Below are 21,648 nucleotides of genomic sequence, written 5' to 3'. Positions count from 1 at the left end.
AACAAAAGCACCGTATCACAAACAGGCCGGAATATTCCAGACTCCGCGATACGGTGCTTTCTCTATATACTTTTCGACAAACAGATAAAAGTGGACACATTCGGTTAAAGCACAGACAATACATATAAAAAAAGAACCGTGATCTCTCACCGTTCCCACTTTCATAAAATGCGGAAGATGGGACTTGAACCCACACGAGCGCAATGCTCACAAGATCCTTAGTCTTGCTCGTCTGCCAGTTCCGACACTTCCGCATATCGCATTTCTTTGGGATTTTTTATTTTCTCCCTCGCGACATGTGATATTATAGCAAAGGTGTCTCTATATGTCAACACTTTTTTCTAAAAAATATAAAAAATATTTTTTATTTATACAATTGGTACATTTCGTTCAATTACAAAGGGCAGCCTTACCAAAAAGGCCGCCCCTTATCATACTTCTGTTTTCTATATTTCGTCTATATGGATCAGTCAAAGATAATCAGTGCCATAAATACAAGATCTGTATCACCTGTATTTGTAAGGCCGTGTCCTTTTCCATCTGGTGTGATGGTGATGTCGCCGGCCTTTACCGGGCGTTTCACGCCGTTATCGTCGTACTCGCCTTCACCGCTTAAGATATAGTAGGTTTCTGTCTCGCCATGATGCTCATGGTATCCCAGAGAACATCCTTTTTCGATGGTAACCTGTGCGTAAAGTCCGCATTTTCCCTTCAGCTCGTCTCCCTCAAGAATGTCTTTGATGATCACATGACCTTTACCGCCGCACATATTTTCTACTCTTCTGATACCCATGATAAAATCCCCTTTCGTGATTGCGTAAATTGTGAATTTTTATGAACCCAGACTCTCTGCGGTCTGTGCTTCACTTCCCGTACAATTATAAACGATATGATGAATTTTCGCAATCCTCATTGTTATAGATTACAGATTTTTAATTCTCTCAATTGCTTCCAGTGTATTCTCATAGCTTCCGAATGCAGTCAGACGGAAATATCCCTCGCCGTGTGCACCAAAGCCTGAACCTGGTGTTCCTACGATGTGTGCTTTCTCAAGGAGATAATCAAAGAACTCCCAGGAGGTCATCTGATCCGGTGTTTTCAGCCAGATATATGGAGCATTTTTTCCACCGGACACGGAAAATCCTGCTGCGGAAAGGCCCTCAAGGATAGTCTTTGCATTACGCATGTAATAAGAGATCTGCTCCTTCAGCTGTGCTTTTCCCTCCGGAGAGTAAACAGCCTCGCCTGCTCTCTGTACAATGTACGGAGCACCGTTAAACTTGGTTCCGTGGCGTCTTGCCCAAAGGCTGTGAAGCTCTGCGCCATCACGCACCAGTTCCTTCGGAACAACAGTAAATCCAAGACGAACACCTGTAAAGCCTGCATTTTTGGAAAAGCTTCGAAGCTCGATGGCACAGGTTCTTGCACCCTCGCACTCATAAATGCTGTGCGGAACATCCTCCTCAGAAATATATGCCTCATATGCTGCATCATAGATGATCACGCAGCCGTTTTTGTTGGCGTAGTTGACCCATTCCTGAAGAGAAGCCTTTGTGATCGCACCGCCGGTCGGATTGTTCGGGAAGCAGAGATAGATCAGATCCGGCACCTCATCTGCCGGGATCTCCGGAAGGAAACCATTCTCCTCTTTGCAAGGCATGTAGATCACGCCGTCAAAGTTCTCTCTCTCCTTGTTATAAAGACCAGTACGTCCGGCCATAACGTTGGTATCTACATATACAGGATAAACCGGGTCGCAGACTGCAACCTTGTTATCCAGTCCGAAGATCTCCTGAATATTTCCGGAATCGCTCTTTGCTCCATCGGAAACAAAGATCTCATCTGCGCTGATATCACATCCTCTGGACTGATAATCATTTTTTGCAATAGCACTTCTTAAGAACTCATATCCGAGATCCGGAGCATATCCGTGGAAGGTCTCTGCGTGTGCCATCTCGTCTACGGATTTATGAAGGGCATCGATGATCGCCGGTGCAAGTGGCTGTGTCACATCACCAATTCCAAGACTGATCACAGAATCCTTAAATTCCGGATTGGCCTCCTTATATGCGCTTACCTTCTTTGCGATATTGGAAAACAGATAGCTTCCCGGAAGTTTTAAATAATTCTGATTTACTGTAACCATAGTATTTTATCTCCTTCTCTCAATTTCCTCTGCCAGTGCTTTTCTGACGCTGTCAGGATTTGCCTTGCCTTTCAGTTCTCTCATCAGCTGTCCTACGAAAAATCCCATAACCTTATCCTTACCGCCCAGAAGCTCTGCCAGCGGTCCGGGGTTTGCATCTACGATCTTTTTCACAGTTTCAGTGAGAAGGCCTGTGTCTTCTACGATCTTAAGACCATTCTCTTCTATATATACAACCGGATCAATATCCTCGTCAAACACTTTTTCAAATACTTTCTTGGCATTCTGTGCGCTGACCTCTTTTTTCTCTACCATGGAAAGAAGGTCTGCCAGATGCTTCGGTGTAAAGTTTACTTTCTCAGGATCAAGGCCCTTGTCCTTTGTCAGGCGGAGAACCTCCACCATAAACCAGTTCGCCACCTTTTTCGGATTTCCGAGAAGAACCGCTGTCTCCTCAAAAAGTCCTGCCAGATGTCTGGATTCGGTAAGGATTCCTGCATCATAGGCCGGAAGCTCATACTCCTTCTGATAACGTTCCATCTTGGCTTCACGAAGCTCCGGAATGGAAGTACGCAGCTCTTCGATCCATACATCGGAAATGTGGATCGGCGGAAGATCCGGGTCCGGGAAGTAACGGTAATCCTTGGCATCCTCCTTGGAACGCATGGCATGGGAAGACTCTTTGTTATCGTCCCATCTTCTTGTCTCCTGGACAACGGCTCTGCCTTCTTCCAGAAGCTCGATCTGACGTTCTCTCTCTCCCTCAATTGCTCTCGCAATAGCCTTGAAGGAGTTCAGGTTCTTCATCTCCGTTCTTGTTCCGAAAGTCTCGCTTCCCACCTCACGGACAGAAAGGTTGACATCAGCACGCATGGATCCCTCCTGAAGCTTGCAGTCAGAAACTCCCAGATACTGCATGGTACAGCGGAGCTTTTCCAGATATGCGATAACCTCCTCAGAGCTTCTCATATCTGGCTCGGATACGATCTCAATCAGTGGCACTCCGCTTCGGTTATAGTCAACAAGAGAGCAGTCTTCCCACTCATCATGGATCAGCTTACCGGCATCCTCTTCCATATGCATCTCATGGATACGTACAGTCTTTTTGCCTGCGGAAGTCTCGATTTCAACAGCTCCGTCGTAGCAGATCGGCAGATACAGCTGAGATATCTGGTAATTCTGGGGATTATCCGGGTAAAAATAGTTCTTACGGTCAAACTTGCAGTACTGATGGATATGACAGTTTGCCGCAAGACCTGCCTTGATGGCAAACTCTACCACTTTTTTGTTGAGGACCGGAAGAGATCCCGGCATACCGGTGCAGACCGGACAGGTATGTGTGTTCGGTGCGCCTCCGAATTCTGTGGAGCATCCGCAGAAGATCTTTGTTTTTGTGGCAAGCTCCACATGCACCTCTAGTCCTATGACTGTCTCATACTGTTTCATGCCTTTTCTCCCCCTTTCATCGCTGTTCCGAAATCACCACGTTTTTTCTCATAGGCATGTGCTGCGCGGAACAGGTTGTTTTCTTTGAAGCAGTCACCGATCATCTGGATTCCAATTGGAAGTCCTGCTGCGTCTTTTCCGCATGGAACTGTGATTCCGGGAAGTCCGCACAGGTTTACTGCTACCGTATAAATATCGCCAAGATACATGGCAAGCGGGTCTTTCAGGCTCTCTCCCAGCTTCGGTGCTGTAAAGGGTGATGCCGGCGCAAGAAGAACGTCATATTTTGAAAAGGCCTGGTCAAATTCCTTTTTGATAAGGGCTTTTGTGCGAAGTGCTTTCAGATAGTAAGCATCGTAGTAACCGGAGCTTAACACAAAGGAGCCAAGCATGATACGGCGCTTTACTTCCTCGCCGAAGCCTTCGGTTCTTGTCTTCTTGTACATATCATGAAGTCCCTCGTACTCTTTTGCACGGAAGCCGTACTTCACACCGTCAAAACGCTCCAGATTGGAGCTGGCCTCTGCGCTGGCAATGATGTAGTAGGCAGGGATCATATATTCTGTTGTCTTCATGGAGAAAAATTCTACCACTGCGCCCATCTCGGTAAGGCTCTTCAGCGTATTCATAAAGGCCTCTTTTACCTCCGGGTTCAGTCCCTCTGAGAGATATTCCTTCGGCACGCCGAATTTCATTCCCACGATCTTATCCGTCATAGAAGCAGAGAAATCAAGATCCTCTCTCTTCATGGAGGTGCTGTCCTTGGCATCGTGTCCGGCAATGATCTCAAGAAGTGCCGCACAGTCTGCAACATCCTTTCCTACCGGTCCGATCTGATCCAGAGAGGATGCATAGGCAACCAGTCCGTAACGGGATACTGTTCCGTATGTCGGTTTGATTCCGGTAACACCGCAATAGGAGCTTGGCTGACGGATGGAACCGCCGGTATCAGAACCCAGTGCCAGGTAAGTCTCTCCTGCTGCCACTGCCGCACAGGAGCCGCCGGAGGAGCCGCCCGGAACATGCTCCAGATCCCACGGGTTTCTGGTGACGCCGTAAGCGGATGTCTCTGTGGTACTTCCCATGGCAAACTCATCCATGTTTGTCTTTCCGATGATCACAAGACCTGCCTGTTCCAAGCGGTCAATAACCTCGGCATTGTACTGCGGCACAAAATTCTCAAGGATCTTTGATGCACAGGTAGTTGTTTTTCCCTTGATGCAGATATTATCTTTAATTGCAACAGGTACACCTGCAAGAGGTCCGGTATAAGTTCCGTCCTCAATGCCCTTCTGTACCTTTTTGGCTCTTGCATAGGCTTCTTTTTTGTAAGTATCAAGATAAGCGTGGACCTTGTCTTCTTTTGCTTCGATCTGATCAAATACGTATTTCACACCGTCCAGGACGCTTATCTGATGCTGCTTGATCTTTTCCGCAAGCTGTAATGCGGTTAATTTTCCCAAATCCATGTCCTGTCTCCTGTCTTATCCAATTGTTTTCGGAACCTGATACTGGTTTTCTTTCTGTTTCGGTGCATTGGCAAGCATCGCCTCATGATTGTCTCCGTTTGTCACAATATCTTCACGGAATACGTTTTCGTCCTCAAAAATATGGGACATGGGCTCTACGGAAGAAGTGTCAAGTTCATCCAGCTTGTCTACATAGTCCAGCATCTTCTGCATGTCCTCTTTTGCTTTTTCCTTTTCATCCTCTGTCAGAGAAAGCTTCGCAAGAATGCAGACATTTTCCATTGTTTCATCATCGATTATCTTTGCCATCTTTTTTCTCCTTATTACGGCTCAAGTCTGTTCATATCACGTGGGAACAAACAGGTCTCACGAACGTTTTCTTCTCCGAGGATCTGCATGGTAAGACGTTCCAGTCCGATTCCAAGTCCTCCGTGAGGCGGCATTCCATGCTTGAAGGTATCCAGATACTGCTCCATACCCTCTTCATCCATGCCACGGGCTGCGATCTTATCCTTCAGCATCTGATAATCATGGATACGCTGTCCGCCTGTAGTTACCTCAAGTCCCTTGAACAGAAGGTCAAAGCTTAATGTAAATTTCTCATCTGACGGATCATCCATTGCGTAGAACGGACGCTTCTTAGACGGATAATGTGTGACAAAAACAAAATCAGCATCATATTCTTCTTTGAAATATCTTCCGATCAGCGCTTCTTCCTCCGGCTCCAGATCATATGGGTTGCGGATCTTGCGTTTATATTTTTCAGCTACCAGCTCTTTGGCCTTGTCAAAACGTACTGCCGGGATCTTGTCCACCTTCGGAAGCTCCACCTTCAGAATGGAAAGCTCATGAGCGTAGTCTTTCTTAAGAAGTTCTACCGCATACTGAAGAAATCCGGTTTCCATCTCCATGATATCCTCAAATCCGTTGATATAGCCCATCTCAAAATCAAGGCTTGTATATTCGTTCAGATGACGTTTTGTGTTGTGCTTCTCTGCACGGAATACAGGACCGGTCTCAAATACACGGTCAAAAACGCCTACCATCATCTGTTTATAAAACTGTGGGCTCTGTGCCAGAACAGCCGGTTTATGGAAATAGCTCAGCTTGAACAGATTTGCACCACCCTCTGCACCTCTGGCTCCGATCTTCGGTGTGTGGATCTCGGTAAATCCCTTTTCATAGAGATAATCACGAAATGCCCGCACCAGAGCTTCCTGGATCTTGAATTTTGCACGCTCCTGCACATTACGCAGGGCGATAGGACGATAATTCAGCTTTGCCTCCAGGGAAGTGTTCAGCTTCCATTTGTCGATAGCCAGTGGAAGAGGCTCTGCAGGTGAGGAAAGGATCTCCACATGGCTGATGCGGAGCTCTCTTCCGTGAGGCGCTCTTTCTTCCTCATGAAGAGTTCCTGTGAGACGCACACACATTGCCTCCTTCAGATCATGAATGGAAACATTTGTCTTGTCATTCTCATATACAGTCTGAAAAAGCCCTTCTTTTTTTCGAAGTATCACAAATGCCACATCACCCATATTACGGATGCTGTGTATTGCACCTTCCACTGTTGCTTCCTGGTCTTTCATGCTCTCGGAAAGAAGCACATCCCAGGCACATTCTCTAGTCTTACAGATTCCATCCATAAATTCCATTCCCTCATCCTCCAATTCAAAGTAGTTTCACCGAATCAGGAAATCCCCTGCGGAATTTTCCCCGATCCGGTGTGATATCAGGCATTCAGAGCAGATCATTTCTGTCCGCTCTGTTGTTTTTTTGTTGTTTTTTACACAGAATCATATAAAAGCATCAGAACCATCTGGGCTGTCTCAACCATATTGGTTCCGGAATCCATACTGCATTTCTGGATATAGCGGTATGCGTCATCCTCACTCAGATGATTTCTTTCCATTAAAAGCATCTTTGCATTTGAAATATAATTCTGCTCTTTCCATGAACGCTGCTTCGGCTTTTTCTTATCTTTTTTCCAGCGCCTTTCTATCTGGGAAAGCATCATGCTCACCGTATTTACCAGATCTCCGGCCTTCAGAGGCATTCCCACACATAAAACGGAGGTTGGTGCCTCGCTGATCACTCCCTGGGAGGCCATAAGCAGCATTTCAAAATAATCCGGCATATAGTCCAGAAGATCACGGTAATACATATCCTGAAGGTGATAACCGCAAAGCAGAACACCGCCATCAAGCTCCGAGATACTGGCAAGGGCATTTGCACCCGAATTACATACCGCCGTTACCGTGAATCCATATCTGTTAAGGACTGTGCGGATCTTTTTTGCATCTTCTATTTTCGGTAATGCAATCACGATACTCGTGTTCATAAGCCGCCACTCTCTTTCGTCCTATTATGCCTCGTTCATCAGATCCGATACAGATACTCCTCGATCTCCCAATCGGAAATCTCCTGGGAATAACGCAGCCATTCTTTTCTCTTAGCCTGTGCATACTGTTTGCAGAAAGTCTCCCCAAGGATTTCCTTCATCCAGCTGCTGTCCTCAAACAGCGTGATCGCTTCCCGCAGGTTCTCCGGTAAATTCTCGATACCCTGTTCCTTCTGATCCGACTCTGAAAGAGAACGATCAGAAGCTTTTGTAGGATAGATCTTCTTCTGGATTCCATCCATGCCCGCTGCCAGGCATACCGCAAAAACAAGGTACGGGTTGGATGCAGCATCCGGACTTCGAAGCTCGATCCTGGTATCAGCACCATTAACTCTCGGGATCCTTACAAGTGAATTCTGGTTATTTCTCGTCCAGGTCAGTTCTGTCGGTGCATCAAATCCAGGCACAAGACGTTTGTAGGAATTTACAAGCGGATTTGTGACAAGAGCCATCTCCCGGCTATGTGCCAGAAGACCTCCGATAAAGAAACATGCTTCTTCACTGAGTTTGGACGGATCATCCTGATCCACGAAAATATTTTTTCCATTTTTAAACAGTGAAAAATGGATATGCATGGCTGAACCGTTTACTTCCCGTCTTGGCTTCGGCATAAATGTCGCATGAAGTCCATGACGTTTGGCTACAGTTCTTACTGCCATCTTAAAGGTCATAACTTCGTCTGCCATCTCACGTGCTTCCCCGTAATGAAGGGCGATCTCATGCTGTGCAGGTGCTGTCTCATGATGAGAGGATTCCACCTCAAATCCCATATCCTCAAGAGTCAGTACCATGTCACGTCTTGCATTTTCGCCTAAATCCACCGGACTTACATCCAGATATCCGGCCTTTTCGTGAGAAACCGTTGTAGGCATTCCGTTATCATCAATATGAAACAGGAAAAACTCGCATTCCGGGTCAACATAGCAGGTGTAGCCTGCCTCTTCTGCTGCCTGCGCTGTTTTTTTCAGAATGTATCTGGAACTCATCTCATGCTCTGATCCGTCTGCACGGCGCATATCGCAGATCAGTCTTGCAACCTTTCCCTGCTGAGGACGCCATGGGAGAATTGAAAAGGTATCATAGTCCGGATACAGGATCAGATCCGGCTCCTTCTCTCCCACAATGCCCGCAATATGAGAGCCATATACAACGCACTGGTTATCCAGGGCTCTTGGAAGCTCTCTTGCTGTGATCGCAATATTTTTCAGAGTTCCAAACATATCCGTAAACTGGAGGCGGATGAACTCTACGTCTTCCTCCTCTGCCATTGCAAGAATCTCTTCTCTGGTATAATTCCCCATAGTATTCTCTCCTTTATTTCCTCATCACACAAAATAATTACCCTCAAAATCAGAAAAAGGGTGCACTTCAGAGAGCTTCCGCTCCTGAAGAACACCCTTGTTCATGGACGTAATTATAGCAATCGGTCAATTCTTTGTCAACCATTTTTTAAAAGGGGCAAAAGTTCAAAAGCTTTATCGCGGAAACACGAACAGTTTTTTGACCTTTTGCCCCTGGTATCTGTTATTTTACTGTAAATATGAATAGCTCATCAATGATTCGTCAACTGCCTTCGCAGCCTCACGTCCCTCATGAATCGCCCATACAACAAGAGACTGTCCACGGTGCATATCACCTGCTGTGAATACACGGTCTACACTTGTTGCATACTGCTCCGGTTTTGTTTCCACATTGGTTCTTGGTGTAAGTGCTACACGGAAAGCATCTGTCACATATTTCTCGCTGCCAAGGAAACCGGCCGCAATAAGAACCAGATCTGCCGGAATTACTTCCTCGCTGCCTTCAATCGGTACCATGTTAAATCTTCCGGTCTTTTCATCCTTTACACTTTTCAGCTTTACGATCTTGGCCTTGCAGACATTTCCTTTTTTGTCCTTGATAAACTCGGTAACGGTTGTCTGATAGATCCGAGGATCATGGCCAAATACTGCAATAGCCTCTTCCTGGCCGTAATCGGTTTTCAGGACCTTCGGCCACTCCGGCCATGGATTGGAAGGAGTTCTTGCTGCAGGAGGCTGCGGCATCATCTCAAGCTGTGTTACAGATTTTGCGCCAAGACGGATGGAGGTTCCCACGCAGTCATTACCGGTATCTCCGCCACCGATAACCAGAACATTTTTGCCCTTTGCAAGCTCATATGGGAATTTTGCAAAATCTGTATCCAGAAGACTTTTTGTTACCTGCTTCAGGAAATCCACTGCAAAGTAAATTCCCTTGGCATCTCTTCCCGGAACATTGATATCTCTCGGATGAGAAGCTCCGCAGCAGAGAAGAACACGGTCATAATCCTTCAGAAGCTGTTCTGCAGTAATGTCAACACCAACATTGATATTGGTAACAAATTTCACGCCTTCCTCTTCCATCAGCTTCAGTCTGCGGTCAATGACCTTTTTCTCCAGCTTCATGTTCGGAATGCCGTAGCGGAGAAGTCCTCCGATACGGTCGTTTCTCTCAAATACTGTTACGCTGTGACCACGGCGGTTCAGCTGCTGCGCTGCTGCCAGTCCGGAAGGACCACTTCCGATAACTGCGATTGTCTTTCCTGTGCGGACAGGCGGAATCTGCGGCTTTACCCATCCCTCTGCATAGGCTGTCTCAATAATAGCTTTCTCATTCTCCTTTGTGCTGACCGGCTCTCCGTTCAGGTTACAGGTACATGCAGCCTCACAAAGTGCTGGACACACTCTGGATGTAAACTCCGGAAAACTATGTGTCTTGTTCAGACGAAGGAATGCCTGCTTCCAGTTTCCTGTGTACACAAGATCATTTGTCTCAGGAACCAGATTGTGCAGCGGACAGCCGGAAGCCATTCCGCCAATCATCATACCTGCCTGGCAGAAGGGGACGCCGCAGGCCATACAGCGTGCTCCCTGAAGTTTCTGTTTTTCTTTATTTAACGGAACTCGAAATTCGTTGAAATTCTGAATACGTTCCTTTGGCGGCAGAACCTTTGCCGTTTCTCTTTCATAATCTAAAAATCCAGTTGGCTTTCCCATTTCCTCATCCTCCTTAATGTTTCACGCCGATGCTCTCATAGAACGCTTCCATCTGTGCCTGCTGGCTGGTCAGACCTTTTTCTTCCAGCTTTGCACTTAATGTGATCATTCTCTTGTACTCATCCGGAATGAGTTTTTTGAAGTGAGGCAGATAGGAATCAAAATCAGCCAGCACCTTCTTACCGATCTCGGAGCCTGTTGCTTCCACATGAGCCTCGATAAGATCACGAAGCTCTTTTTTATCATATTTATTATTCACTTTTTCAATGGAGATCATTGCTTTATTGAGGTTCTTGTAAAGAACGTTATCCACATCAAGAACATAAGCGATACCGCCGCTCATACCTGCTGCAAAGTTCTTTCCTGTTTTTCCAAGAACTACCACACGGCCACCTGTCATGTACTCGCAGCCATGCTCGCCAACGCCCTCAACAACTGCAACCGCACCGGAGTTACGTACTGCAAAACGCTCACCTGCAACACCATTGATAAATGCAGTTCCACTGGTTGCACCATAGAGTGCTACGTTTCCGACGATGATGTTCTCTTCAGCCTTGTATCCGGCCTTCTCCGGAACCTTAACGATCAGCTTACCGCCGGAAAGTCCCTTTCCGAAATAGTCGTTGCTGTCACCGGTCAGTTTCAGTGTCAGTCCCTTCGGGATAAAGGCGCCGAAGCTCTGTCCGCCTGCACCTGTACAGTTTACAGTTACAGTATCCTCCGCAAGTCCGTCCTTATGGTTTCTTGTGATCTCAGATCCGAGAATGGTACCAAATGCACGATCTGTATTAGTAACGTTTACATCAACAGAAACCTTCTCACCCTTCTGGATCGCCGGTGCACATTTTCTGACCAGAACTTTTTCATCCAGAGTTTTCTCAAGATTGAAATTATATACAGCCTTCGGATCAAAGGTTACTTTACCCTTTCCTGCATATGGGTTGTTCAGGATGGCACTTAAATCAACCTTACCCTTATGCGGCTCCTGCACACTGTCAGAAACTGTAAGAAGGTCTGTACGGCCTACCATCTCATCAATGGTGGCAACACCAAGGCGTGCCATGTACTCTCTCAGCTCCTGTGCGATAAAGCGCATGAAGTTCTCCACATACTCCGGTTTTCCGCGGAATCTCTTACGAAGCTCCGGATTCTGGGTAGCCACACCAACCGGACAGGTATCCAGGTTGCAGACTCTCATCATCACGCAGCCCATAGTTACAAGCGGTGCTGTTGCAAAACCGAATTCCTCTGCACCGAGAAGTGCTGCAATGGCAACGTCCCGACCGCTCATCAGCTTACCGTCTGTCTCGATACGTACACGGTTACGAAGTCCGTTCATGATCAGTGTCTGATGTGTTTCTGCAAGTCCAAGCTCCCATGGAAGTCCTGCATTATGGATGGAGCTTCTTGGCGCTGCTCCTGTACCTCCGTCATATCCGGAGATCAGAACAGTCTGTGCTCCGGCCTTTGCAACACCGGCGGCTACAGTACCAACACCAGCCTCAGAAACCAGCTTTACGGAAATATCCGCATATTTATTTGCATTTTTCAGGTCATAGATCAGCTCTGCAAGATCCTCGATAGAGTAGATATCATGATGAGGCGGCGGAGAGATCAGGCTGACTCCCGGTGTAGAATGACGGGTTTTTGCGATCCACGGATATACCTTCTTTGCAGGAAGATGTCCACCTTCACCAGGCTTTGCACCCTGTGCCATCTTGATCTGGATCTCTTTTGCAGAAACCAGGTAACGGCTGGTAACACCGAAACGTCCGCTTGCTACCTGTTTGATCGCAGAGCAGCGGTCATTGTCTGTTCCTGCGGAATCCAGACGCTCATCACTTTCACCACCCTCACCTGTATTTGATTTTCCATGGAGATGGTTCATTGCAATAGCCAGAGTCTCATGAGCTTCCTGGGAAATGGAACCGTAGGACATGGCACCTGTCTTAAATCGTTTTACAATGTCGTCAACACTCTCAACCTGGTCGATGGGAAGAGGCTCTTTTGCAAACTTGAAGTCCAGAAGTCCTCTTAAGTTCCCATGACCTTCTTCGTCTACCAGTTTTGTATATTCTTTGAACATCTCATAGCTGCCCTGTTTTGTGGACTGCTGAAGAAGATGGATAGTACGTGGATTGTATCTGTGCTCCTCGCCCTGACTTCTCATCTTGTGAGCACCTACGCTGTCTAAAGTAAGGTCTGTGGCAAGTCCCAGCGGGTCAAATGCCTCAGAGTGGAGTTTTTCTACGTTATCCTCGATATCTTCCAGTGTGATTCCGCCTACACGGCTTACTGTTCCTGTAAAGTAGCGGTCGATCACATCCTGGGAAATTCCGATTGCCTCAAAGATCTGAGATCCCTGATAGGACTGGATGGTGGAAATGCCCATCTTGGAAGCGATCTTTACGATACCGCTGATAACCGCATGATTGTAATCATCAACCGCTGCATAGTAATCTTTGTCCAACATATGGGTATCGATGAGTTCATGGATGGTATCCAGTGCCAGGTATGGATTGACAGCACTTGCGCCATAACCAAGAAGTGTTGCGAAATGATGAACTTCTCTTGGCTCACCGGATTCCAGGATCAGGGCAAGGGACGTGCTCTTCTTTGTTTTTACAAGATGCTGATGTACTGCGGAAACCGCCAGCAGGGACGGGATCGGCATATGGTTCTCATCAACACCGCGGTCAGAAAGGACCAGGATGTTTGCTCCCTCACGGAAGGCTTTGTCAACCTCTACGAACAGACGGTCAATGGCACGTTCAAGCTTTGTGCTCTTATAATATAATGTAGAAATTGTTACAACCTTGAAGCCGTCCTTTTTCATATTCTTGATCTTCAGCATATCGGTGTTGGTCAGGATCGGATTGTTGATCTTCAGCACCTGACAGTTCTCCGGCTTCTGGATCAGAAGATTTCCGTCTTTTCCTACATATACACTTGTGGAAGTAACGATTTCCTCACGGATCGCATCGATCGGCGGGTTTGTTACCTGTGCGAAAAGCTGTTTAAAGTAGTCGAACAGCGGATAATGTTCCTTGGAAAATACTGCAAGCGGAGTATCATGTCCCATGGCTCCGATGCTTTCTGAGCCGTTTAATGCCATGTTGCGGATGGAAGTACGGTACTGCTCATAAGTATATCCGAATGCTTTCTGAAGGCGTGCTCTCTCCTCCGGTGTGTACTCGACAACTCTCTGGTTCGGGATCTTGATATCATGAAGCTGTACCAGATTGCTGTCCAGCCACTCACCATAAGGCTGTTTTTTCGCATATTTTTCTTTGAGCTCATTGTCGTCAATGACACGACCCTGAACGGTATCAACCAGAAGCATTTTTCCCGGATGAAGACGTTCTTTTAATACGATCTTCTCTTCATCTACAGGAAGAACACCAACCTCTGAGGAAAGAATCATATAACCATCAGAGGTGATATAGTATCTGGATGGACGAAGACCGTTTCTGTCAAGAACTGCTCCCATCACATCACCATCTGAGAACAGAATGGACGCAGGACCGTCCCATGGCTCCATCATGGTCGCATAGTACTGATAAAAATCTCTCTTCTCCTGAGAGATCGTATCGTTGTTTGCCCATGGCTCCGGAATTGTAATCATCACTGCAAGTGGAAGATCCATTCCACTCATAACTAGGAATTCCAGGGTATTGTCAAGCATTGCGGAGTCAGAGCCATTGCGGTTAACTACAGGAAGAACCTTGTGCAGCTCATCCTTCAGATACGGAGACTCCATGTTTTCCTCACGGGCAAGCATCTTATCGGCATTGCCACGGATCGTGTTGATCTCACCGTTATGTACAATGAAACGGTTCGGATGTGCTCTCTCCCAGCTCGGGTTCGTGTTGGTACTGAAACGGGAATGTACCACTGCAATGGCAGACTCGTAATCCTGGCTCTGAAGATCACCAAAAAAGGTGCGGAGCTGTCCTACCAGGAACATACCTTTGTATACGATGGTACGGCTGTTCATGGAAACCACGTAGGTATTGTCATTACTCTGTTCAAATTCACGGCGTGCGATGTAAAGCATACGGTCAAAGGCAAGGCCCTTTTCCACATCCTCCGGCTTCTTAACGAATGCCTGCATGATGCACGGCATGCACTCTTTCGCTTTATGGCCGAGTACCTCCGGAAAAACCGGCACTGTACGCCATCCCAGAAGCTCCAGTCCCTCTTTTTCCACGATGATCTCGAACATCTTCTTTGCCTGGGCACGTTTGATCTCCTGCTGCGGGAAAAAGAGCTGGGCTACACCGTATTCTCTCTCACCACCAATGTCAAAGCCCTCTTTTTTACAGACCCTCTTAAAAAATTTATGGGAAATCTGAAGAAGGATACCGACACCATCACCGGTTTTTCCTTCTGCATCCTTACCAGCACGATGCTCAAGATTCTCTACGATCTTAAGAGCATTGGCAACTGTATCATGTGTTTTCTTTCCTTTTATATTAACAACGGCTCCGATACCGCAGTTGTCATGTTCGAATTCAGGGCGGTAGAGGCCCTGCTGCTGATTTGCTACTTCTCTCATTTTTCTCATCCTTTCATTGCAGCTTCTTCTGCCGTCTTTTTATCAACTGCCGCCTGCACAAATCCACGGAACAGAGGATGTGCATGGTTTGGTCTGGATTTAAATTCCGGATGTCCCTGTGTTCCCACAAAGAACGGATGTCCGGCAATTTCGATCATCTCAACAATATGAGCATCCGGGGATGTTCCCACAATGGACATTCCCTTTTCGTCCAGTTCCTTACGGAATGCGTTGTTTACCTCATAACGATGTCTGTGGCGTTCCTGGATCTCTTTCTTTCCAAAAAGCTCATAGGATCTGGAGCCTTCGGCAAGCACACACGGATAGCTTCCAAGACGAAGGGTTCCTCCAAGATCTTCCACATCCTCCTGATCCGGCATCAGGGCAATGACCGGATGCGTTGTTTCCGGTGCCAGCTCAATACTGTTGGCATCTTCATACCCAAGCACATGGCGGGCAAATTCCACAATAGCCATCTGCATTCCCAGGCAGATTCCAAGGTACGGGATCTTATGAACTCTTGCATACTGCGCCGCAAGGATCATTCCTTCTGTACCACGGTTTCCGAATCCTCCCGGAACCAGAATACCATCTACGGAATGAAGGGTCTGATCCAGGTTCTTCTCATTGAGTTCTTCAGAATCTACCCACACGATATCAACCTTTGCACGGCAGGAGATTCCTCCATGCTTCAGTGCTTCCACAACACTTAAGTATGCATCATGAAGCTGTGTATATTTACCAACCATGGCAATCTTCACCGTTTTATCAGGGTGACGGAGATTTTCCACCATATTCTCCCAGTCTGTAAGATCCGGTTTGCGGTTCTCAAGTCTTAAGCTCTGCAGTACCACGTCTGCAAGCTTTTCTCTCTCCATTGCAAGAGGCGCTTCATATAAATATTCCACATCCAGATTCTGAAGCACATTGCTTACAGGCACATTACAGAACAGGGCGATCTTTCCACGGATATCCTCGGTAAGAGGATACTCGCTTCTGCATACCAGGACATCCGGCTGGATTCCCATTCCCTGAAGCTCTTTTACACTGGCCTGGGTCGGTTTGGTCTTCATCTCTCCGGAAGCACGGAGATATGGGATCAGAGTTACATGGATAAGGACTGCATTGTCATGCCCCACATCATGCTGGAACTGACGGATGGATTCCAGGAACGGCTGGCTCTCAATATCACCGACTGTACCGCCAACCTCGATGATGGCAATTCTGTCTTCGTCTGCGGATTTTGCTCTGTAAAAACGACTCTTGATCTCATTGGTAATGTGCGGGATCACCTGAACGGTACCTCCGCCAAAATCACCGTGACGCTCTTTCTGAAGAACAGACCAGTAAATCTTACCGGTTGTCACATTGGAATTCTTGTCAAGGCTTTCATCAATGAAACGTTCATAATGTCCAAGGTCAAGATCAGTCTCTGTACCGTCATCGGTTACAAAAACCTCTCCATGCTGAATGGGGTTCATAGTTCCCGGGTCAATATTAATGTAGGGATCAAATTTCTGCATGGTCACCTGATACCCTCTGGCTTTCAGAAGGCGCCCAAGAGACGCTGCGGTAATTCCTTTTCCCAGACCGGAAACAACTCCACCCGTTACAAAAACATACTTTACTGCCATCTTCGATTTCCTCCTCCATTTTGTGTTCCACAACAAAAAGGCGTCCGGAACAGGTTCCAAGGGGCGAGAATTCCCCTGTGGTATCCGTTCCTGACGCCTTTGTCAGTTATCTTTCATATAAAATATGGTTTACTATAAACTATTTTTTTTTATTTGTCAATAACTGATTTTTCATATAATCTGCGGAATTTCTTCCTATGAAATGGTTACAAATAAAAAACAGACGCCTGCCGAGGATTTCCATCTGATTTCCTGTCTCTGCAGCCACGTCTGTCTTTTCTTTTTATGTCTTTTATATCTTGTCTGTCTCTGCACTGTCTGTCAGGCAACTGCATATTTCTGAAGGAAACAATTAAACTCATGGTCCTCACCATGACAGGTTACTGTAAGAACCTTGGTCAGATCCATGCTGAGTATCCCAAGGATAGATTTTGCATCAATTAAAATTCTGTTATATGAAATATCTACATCAAAATCACATTTACTTGCAGCCTTAACAAATTCTTTAACATCCTCTGTCGCATTCAATCTAATTTTTTTAGACATAAATATCATCCTCTCTTTTATCTCGGTAAAAACCGGCATTATTCCGGCCTCGCTGTTTTCCTGTATTTTCCAGACCAGCGGCCTTTTCTCATCTGGTTGTCCCACATTATGTCTCATATTGTCAGATTTGTCAAGTTGATATTTTTTATCGTTTTGGACATTTTTCCTATAGAAACCCGAATTTTATATGATAAAATCCGGGTTTCTTAGATATTTATTGTGCAGTTTTCATATTTTCATTTTTCAATCCATCATTTTTAACTGTGAGATTAATTCCATATAGTTCATTAATCCTGTTTGATTTCTTCTGGTATCTCCATCGGATAATTACCATCAAAGCATGCTTTGCACAGCGGAAGTCCACCCGCCATGCCTTCCAGATAATCAATCTGCATGTAGCCAAGAGAATCCGCACCGATCATCTTGCGAATCTCTTCCGTGCTATGCTGTGCCGCGATCAGCTGATCATTGGACGGCACATCCGTACCGAAATAACAGGGATGTAAAAATGGCGGGGAGCTGATACGTACATGTACTTCTTTGGCTCCGGCTTCTTTCAGCATGTGGATCAGATTGGCAATGGTAGTTCCACGGACAATGGAATCATCCACCAGAACGATTCTCTTACCCTTCACCACTGATTCCAGAACGCTCAGCTTCAGATGAACGCTTGACTCTCTCTCCTGCTGTGTAGGCTTAATGAAAGTTCTTCCAATGTAACTGTTTTTATAGAATGCAAAGCCAAACGGAATCCCGGATTCCTCCGAATAGCCTTTTGCTGCCGGAAGTCCGGATTCCGGTACACCGGTTACCAGATCCGCTTCCACCGGATAGGACTTTGCAAGAGATTTTCCTCCACGAATCCTTGCATCATAGATTTTTACGCCATCCATGGTGCTGTCCAGTCTTGCAAAATAAATATATTCAAAAACACAATGAGCATGCTTTTTCTGTTCAGCCAGTTTGCTAGATTTCAGTCCGTCCCTGGTGATCGTGACAATCTCACCCGGTTCAATATCACGGATAAATTCCGCTCCTACAGATGTCAGTGCACAGCTCTCAGATGCCAGAACATAAGCATTGTCTCTCTTTCCAAGACAAAGTGGTTTCAGTCCGTACGGGTCACGGGCACCGATCAGCTTCCTCGGGCTCATGATCACAAGCGCATATCCGCCCCTGATCTTCTCTACTGTTTTATGTACTGCTTCCTCTACTGTTGCAGAATGAACACGCTCTCTTGCAATATGGAAAGCAATAACCTCTGAATCTGTCGTTGTATGGAAGATCGCTCCTGTCTGGATCAGTTCCCATTTCAGAGCTTCTGTATTAACCAGATTTCCGTTATGCGCCAATGCCAGACTTCCCTTAATATAAGAAAGTACCAGCGGCTGTGCATTCTCCGCAACAGACTCTCCGGTGGTGGAATAACGAACATGTCCGATTCCGATGTCACCATTCATATTATGTACAACATCTTTTCGTAAAACTTCGCTTACCAGTCCGAGATCTTTATGAAACTGTACGTTTCCTCTTTCTCCGTCCGTCCTTGAAACGGCCATTCCGCAGGACTCCTGTCCCCTGTGCTGCAGCGAAGTAAGACCATAATAAATAGATGGTGCAATATTCCCTCCATCCAGATCATAAATCCCGAATACGCCACATTCTTCCTTTACTCCTGACATATTTTCCTCCATCTGTTTTTCCGTATTGTGTATCTTTGTAACTGGTCAAAAAGCTTCTTTTTCCATGATCACTTATGGCGATCACTGACTTTTCGAATGTATAACTACGATATCAGATTATAATAAAAGGACAAGATTTGTCAACCCTGCCTATTTTCCGACAGTCCGATCGCCCTGATCGATTTTTTAGATTTTTTTTAAAAAAGCTCTTGACAATCTTTAATTTTGGTGTATACTGCAACACATAAAGCAAAGGCGCTTTGGATACGAGAGGTATCTGAAGCGCTTTTTTTGTTTTTTTCGGCCCGTAATACCGGTCATTCCGGCAGCGGTCCTTATAAGATAATTAAAAATTATAATGAATGAGTGAAATCGAAAGGAGTGTACCTATATGGCACAGAGTATCCCGGAAATGTATGGCAGTCTTGTATTCAATGACAAAGTGATGCGAAGCAAACTGCCAAAGGACATGTACAAAGCATTAAAGAAAACAATTGAAAACGGAACTCATCTGGAGCTGGATGTTGCAAATTCCGTAGCAGTTGCAATGAAAGAATGGGCTACCGAAAACGGTGCAACACATTACACACACTGGTTTCAGCCGATGACAAACGTAACAGCAGAAAAACATGACAGCTTCATCTCCCCTACAGGTGATGGACAGGTGATCATGGATTTCTCCGGTAAAGAGCTGGTAAAAGGTGAGCCGGATGCATCCAGTTTCCCGTCAGGTGGTCTTCGTGCTACTTTCGAAGCAAGAGGATATACAGCATGGGATCCTACTTCACCAGCATTCATCAAAGATAAGACACTTTACATTCCTACAGCATTCTGTTCCTACAGCGGAGAGGCACTTGATAAGAAAACTCCTCTTCTCCGTTCCATGGATGAACTTAACAAAGAAGCAGTTCGTATTCTTCACATCCTTGGAAACAAAGAGGTTCGTCATATCAACACAACAGTAGGACCTGAGCAAGAGTACTTCCTGGTTGACAAGGATCTCTATAAAAAGAGAAAAGACCTGATTTTCTGCGGACGTACACTTCTGGGAGCTTCCGCACCAAAAGGACAGGAGATGGAGGATCATTACTTCGGAGCTCTGAAACCTCGTGTTGCTGCTTACATGCATGATCTTGACGAAGAGCTCTGGAAGCTTGGCATTCCGGCCAAAACAAAGCATAACGAGGTTGCTCCTGCACAGCACGAGCTGGCTCCTGTATTTGATACCACAAATGTTGCTGTCGACCACAACCAGCTGACCATGGAAATTATGAAAAAAGTTGCTGACAAGCACAACATGGTCTGCCTCCTTCACGAGAAACCATTTGAGGGAATCAACGGAAGCGGTAAACACAACAACTGGTCCATGAGCACAGACACAGGTGTAAACCTTCTTGATCCTGGAAAAACACCGGCAGAGAATACACAGTTCCTGGTATTTTTGGTAGCTGTTATTAAAGCCGTTGACGATTACGCTGATCTTCTCCGTGTATCCGTTGCAAGTGCCGGAAACGATCATCGTCTCGGAGCAAACGAGGCACCGCCTGCGATCGTATCCATCTTCCTCGGAGACGAGCTGACAGACATACTGAAATCCATTGAAAATGATACCTTCTTCAACAACAAGCATGCAGTACAGATGGATATCGGAGCAAAGGTACTTCCTCACTTCACAAAGGATACCACAGACAGAAACCGTACTTCACCGTTTGCATTTACAGGAAACAAATTTGAGTTCCGTATGCTTGGTTCCGCGGCATCTGTTGCAAACCCGAACATCGTACTAAACACTGCTGTTGCAGAGGTTCTTGCTGAATTCAGCGCAGCTCTTAAGGATGTTCCGGAAGAAGAAATGGAAAGCGCAGTACATGCACTTCTTAAGAAAACCATTGAAGAGCATAAACGCATCATCTTTAACGGAAACGGCTATACAGACGAGTGGGTTGAAGAGGCTGAGAAACGCGGTCTCTACAACCTGAAAACAACTCCTGATGCTCTTCCTCATTTCATTGCCGAGAAGAACATTGAGCTGTTTACAAAGCATGGCATCTTTACAAAGGAAGAACTCTTCTCCCGTTACGAGATCTGGCTTGAAAACTATTATAAGACCATCAACATCGAGTCCAACACTCTTGCTGAGATGATCCAGAAACAGGTAATTCCTTCTGTATATACATATGTTGAAAAGCTTGCAGATACTGCAGCTGCAAAGAAATCTGTAGTAGCTGACGTTTCTGTAGCAAGCGAAGTTGCTCTGATCTCCAAACTGAGTACACTTGCAGACACCATGGCAACGGATCTGGAAACTCTGAAAGCAGATACAGCAAAAGCTCTTGCTTCTTCTGACGATGTACTTGCATGCTCTAAGGCTTATCAGGGAACTGTTCTGGAAGACATGGAAGCTTTAAGAAAATCCGCTGATGAGGCAGAGGCTCTGATCCCGGATGAGTTACTTCCATATCCGACTTATGACGAGCTGTTATTCTCTATCTGACAACTGATATCAGATAACAATTTCATACGGTAAATACAGGGGATATCCCTTATGAACTCTACTTCATAATTCATTATCGATTTCCTCATCCATTAATCACACGATACAGATATCCCCTGTTTTACATATACTTATTTTGATTTCGTAAAGGCGCGGAAGAGAATTTCCTCTCTCCTGCGCTTTTTCGTTATACTGATACTGGATAAATTCTGTCTGTTTTTCTCCTGTCCGGTATTATAAAAATCCTTTCTGTAT

The 21,648-nt window shown here is 45.9% G+C and carries 14 protein-coding genes and 1 tRNA gene; 1 reads left to right on the top strand and 14 read right to left on the bottom strand.

Annotation, left to right across the window (positions count from 1 at the left end):
- Positions 1-169 precede the first annotated feature (169 nt).
- The 14 genes from AC04Q4_RS00520 to purF form a co-directional block, all read right to left on the bottom strand.
- Positions 170-254: transfer RNA gene (locus AC04Q4_RS00520), tRNA-Leu, on the bottom strand.
- A 212-nt stretch (positions 255-466) separates the two neighbouring features.
- A complete protein-coding gene (locus AC04Q4_RS00515; RefSeq protein ID WP_015525755.1) occupies positions 467-793 on the bottom strand; it encodes a cupin domain-containing protein in 327 nt (108 codons plus the stop codon).
- Between the two features lie 129 nt (positions 794-922).
- Positions 923-2,146, bottom strand: a complete 1,224-nt coding sequence (locus AC04Q4_RS00510) for an LL-diaminopimelate aminotransferase (protein WP_476388273.1) — start codon at positions 2,144-2,146, stop codon at positions 923-925.
- Positions 2,147-2,152: 6 nt separating this feature from the next.
- A complete protein-coding gene (gene gatB / locus AC04Q4_RS00505; RefSeq protein ID WP_476388272.1) occupies positions 2,153-3,592 on the bottom strand; it encodes an Asp-tRNA(Asn)/Glu-tRNA(Gln) amidotransferase subunit GatB in 1,440 nt (479 codons plus the stop codon).
- Positions 3,589-5,061, bottom strand: coding sequence for an Asp-tRNA(Asn)/Glu-tRNA(Gln) amidotransferase subunit GatA (gene gatA / locus AC04Q4_RS00500; RefSeq protein WP_476388271.1), 1,473 nt, complete (start codon positions 5,059-5,061; stop codon positions 3,589-3,591). Before gatA ends, gatB begins: the two co-directional genes overlap by 4 nt.
- 15 nt (positions 5,062-5,076) lie before the next feature.
- Positions 5,077-5,370, bottom strand: a complete 294-nt coding sequence (gatC, locus tag AC04Q4_RS00495) for an Asp-tRNA(Asn)/Glu-tRNA(Gln) amidotransferase subunit GatC (RefSeq protein WP_110102034.1) — start codon at positions 5,368-5,370, stop codon at positions 5,077-5,079.
- A 14-nt stretch (positions 5,371-5,384) separates the two neighbouring features.
- The gene (gene aspS, locus AC04Q4_RS00490) at positions 5,385-6,716 is read right to left on the bottom strand and encodes an aspartate--tRNA(Asn) ligase (protein WP_022426749.1); all 1,332 of its coding nucleotides are present in this window, start codon (positions 6,714-6,716) and stop codon (positions 5,385-5,387) included.
- Between the two features lie 131 nt (positions 6,717-6,847).
- Positions 6,848-7,402, bottom strand: a complete 555-nt coding sequence (locus AC04Q4_RS00485; RefSeq protein WP_476388270.1) for an ANTAR domain-containing protein — start codon at positions 7,400-7,402, stop codon at positions 6,848-6,850.
- A gap of 38 nt (positions 7,403-7,440) precedes the next feature.
- Positions 7,441-8,763: a type I glutamate--ammonia ligase gene (gene glnA, locus AC04Q4_RS00480; protein WP_476388269.1), complete on the bottom strand. Its 1,323-nt coding sequence runs from the start codon at positions 8,761-8,763 to the stop codon at positions 7,441-7,443.
- Between the two features lie 228 nt (positions 8,764-8,991).
- Positions 8,992-10,479, bottom strand: coding sequence for a glutamate synthase subunit beta (locus AC04Q4_RS00475; RefSeq protein ID WP_288245409.1), 1,488 nt, complete (start codon positions 10,477-10,479; stop codon positions 8,992-8,994).
- Between the two features lie 13 nt (positions 10,480-10,492).
- On the bottom strand, positions 10,493-15,046 hold the full coding sequence (gene gltB, locus AC04Q4_RS00470; protein WP_476388268.1) for a glutamate synthase large subunit: 4,554 nt from the start codon (positions 15,044-15,046) through the stop codon (positions 10,493-10,495).
- Complete coding sequence (locus AC04Q4_RS00465) at positions 15,043-16,671, bottom strand: CTP synthase (protein WP_476388267.1); 1,629 nt, start codon at positions 16,669-16,671, stop codon at positions 15,043-15,045. The genes gltB and AC04Q4_RS00465 overlap by 4 nt, the downstream gene beginning before the upstream one ends.
- Positions 16,672-16,992: 321 nt before the next feature.
- A complete protein-coding gene (locus tag AC04Q4_RS00460; RefSeq protein ID WP_456298181.1) occupies positions 16,993-17,226 on the bottom strand; it encodes an HPr family phosphocarrier protein in 234 nt (77 codons plus the stop codon).
- 278 nt (positions 17,227-17,504) lie between these two features.
- Entirely contained in the window at positions 17,505-18,899 is a 1,395-nt protein-coding gene (purF, locus tag AC04Q4_RS00455) for an amidophosphoribosyltransferase (protein ID WP_119239956.1), read from the bottom strand.
- A 391-nt stretch (positions 18,900-19,290) separates the two neighbouring features.
- Between purF and AC04Q4_RS00450 the strand changes: the two genes are divergently transcribed.
- Positions 19,291-21,393: a glutamine synthetase III family protein gene (locus AC04Q4_RS00450; RefSeq protein WP_173737607.1), complete on the top strand. Its 2,103-nt coding sequence runs from the start codon at positions 19,291-19,293 to the stop codon at positions 21,391-21,393.
- Positions 21,394-21,648: the final 255 nt, after the last annotated feature.

It is taken from the genome of Blautia sp. HA8986 (genome assembly GCF_056504635.1).
This window is presented reverse-complemented; position numbering and strand designations above follow the sequence as displayed.

Excerpts from the sequence above, each read along its gene's own strand:
- AC04Q4_RS00515 (WP_015525755.1), bottom strand. The coding sequence starts at position 793 with ATGGGTATCAGAAGAGTAGAAAATATGTGCGGCGGTAAAGGTCATGTG.
- AC04Q4_RS00510 (WP_476388273.1), bottom strand. The coding sequence starts at position 2,146 with ATGGTTACAGTAAATCAGAATTATTTAAAACTTCCGGGAAGCTATCTG.
- gatB (WP_476388272.1), bottom strand. The coding sequence starts at position 3,592 with ATGAAACAGTATGAGACAGTCATAGGACTAGAGGTGCATGTGGAGCTT.
- gatA (WP_476388271.1), bottom strand. The coding sequence starts at position 5,061 with ATGGATTTGGGAAAATTAACCGCATTACAGCTTGCGGAAAAGATCAAG.
- gatC (WP_110102034.1), bottom strand. The coding sequence starts at position 5,370 with ATGGCAAAGATAATCGATGATGAAACAATGGAAAATGTCTGCATTCTT.
- aspS (WP_022426749.1), bottom strand. The coding sequence starts at position 6,716 with ATGGAATTTATGGATGGAATCTGTAAGACTAGAGAATGTGCCTGGGAT.
- AC04Q4_RS00485 (WP_476388270.1), bottom strand. The coding sequence starts at position 7,402 with ATGAACACGAGTATCGTGATTGCATTACCGAAAATAGAAGATGCAAAA.
- glnA (WP_476388269.1), bottom strand. The coding sequence starts at position 8,763 with ATGGGGAATTATACCAGAGAAGAGATTCTTGCAATGGCAGAGGAGGAA.
- AC04Q4_RS00475 (WP_288245409.1), bottom strand. The coding sequence starts at position 10,479 with ATGGGAAAGCCAACTGGATTTTTAGATTATGAAAGAGAAACGGCAAAG.
- gltB (WP_476388268.1), bottom strand. The coding sequence starts at position 15,046 with ATGAGAAAAATGAGAGAAGTAGCAAATCAGCAGCAGGGCCTCTACCGC.
- AC04Q4_RS00465 (WP_476388267.1), bottom strand. The coding sequence starts at position 16,671 with ATGGCAGTAAAGTATGTTTTTGTAACGGGTGGAGTTGTTTCCGGTCTG.
- AC04Q4_RS00460 (WP_456298181.1), bottom strand. The coding sequence starts at position 17,226 with ATGATATTTATGTCTAAAAAAATTAGATTGAATGCGACAGAGGATGTT.
- purF (WP_119239956.1), bottom strand. The coding sequence starts at position 18,899 with ATGTCAGGAGTAAAGGAAGAATGTGGCGTATTCGGGATTTATGATCTG.
- AC04Q4_RS00450 (WP_173737607.1), top strand. The coding sequence starts at position 19,291 with ATGGCACAGAGTATCCCGGAAATGTATGGCAGTCTTGTATTCAATGAC.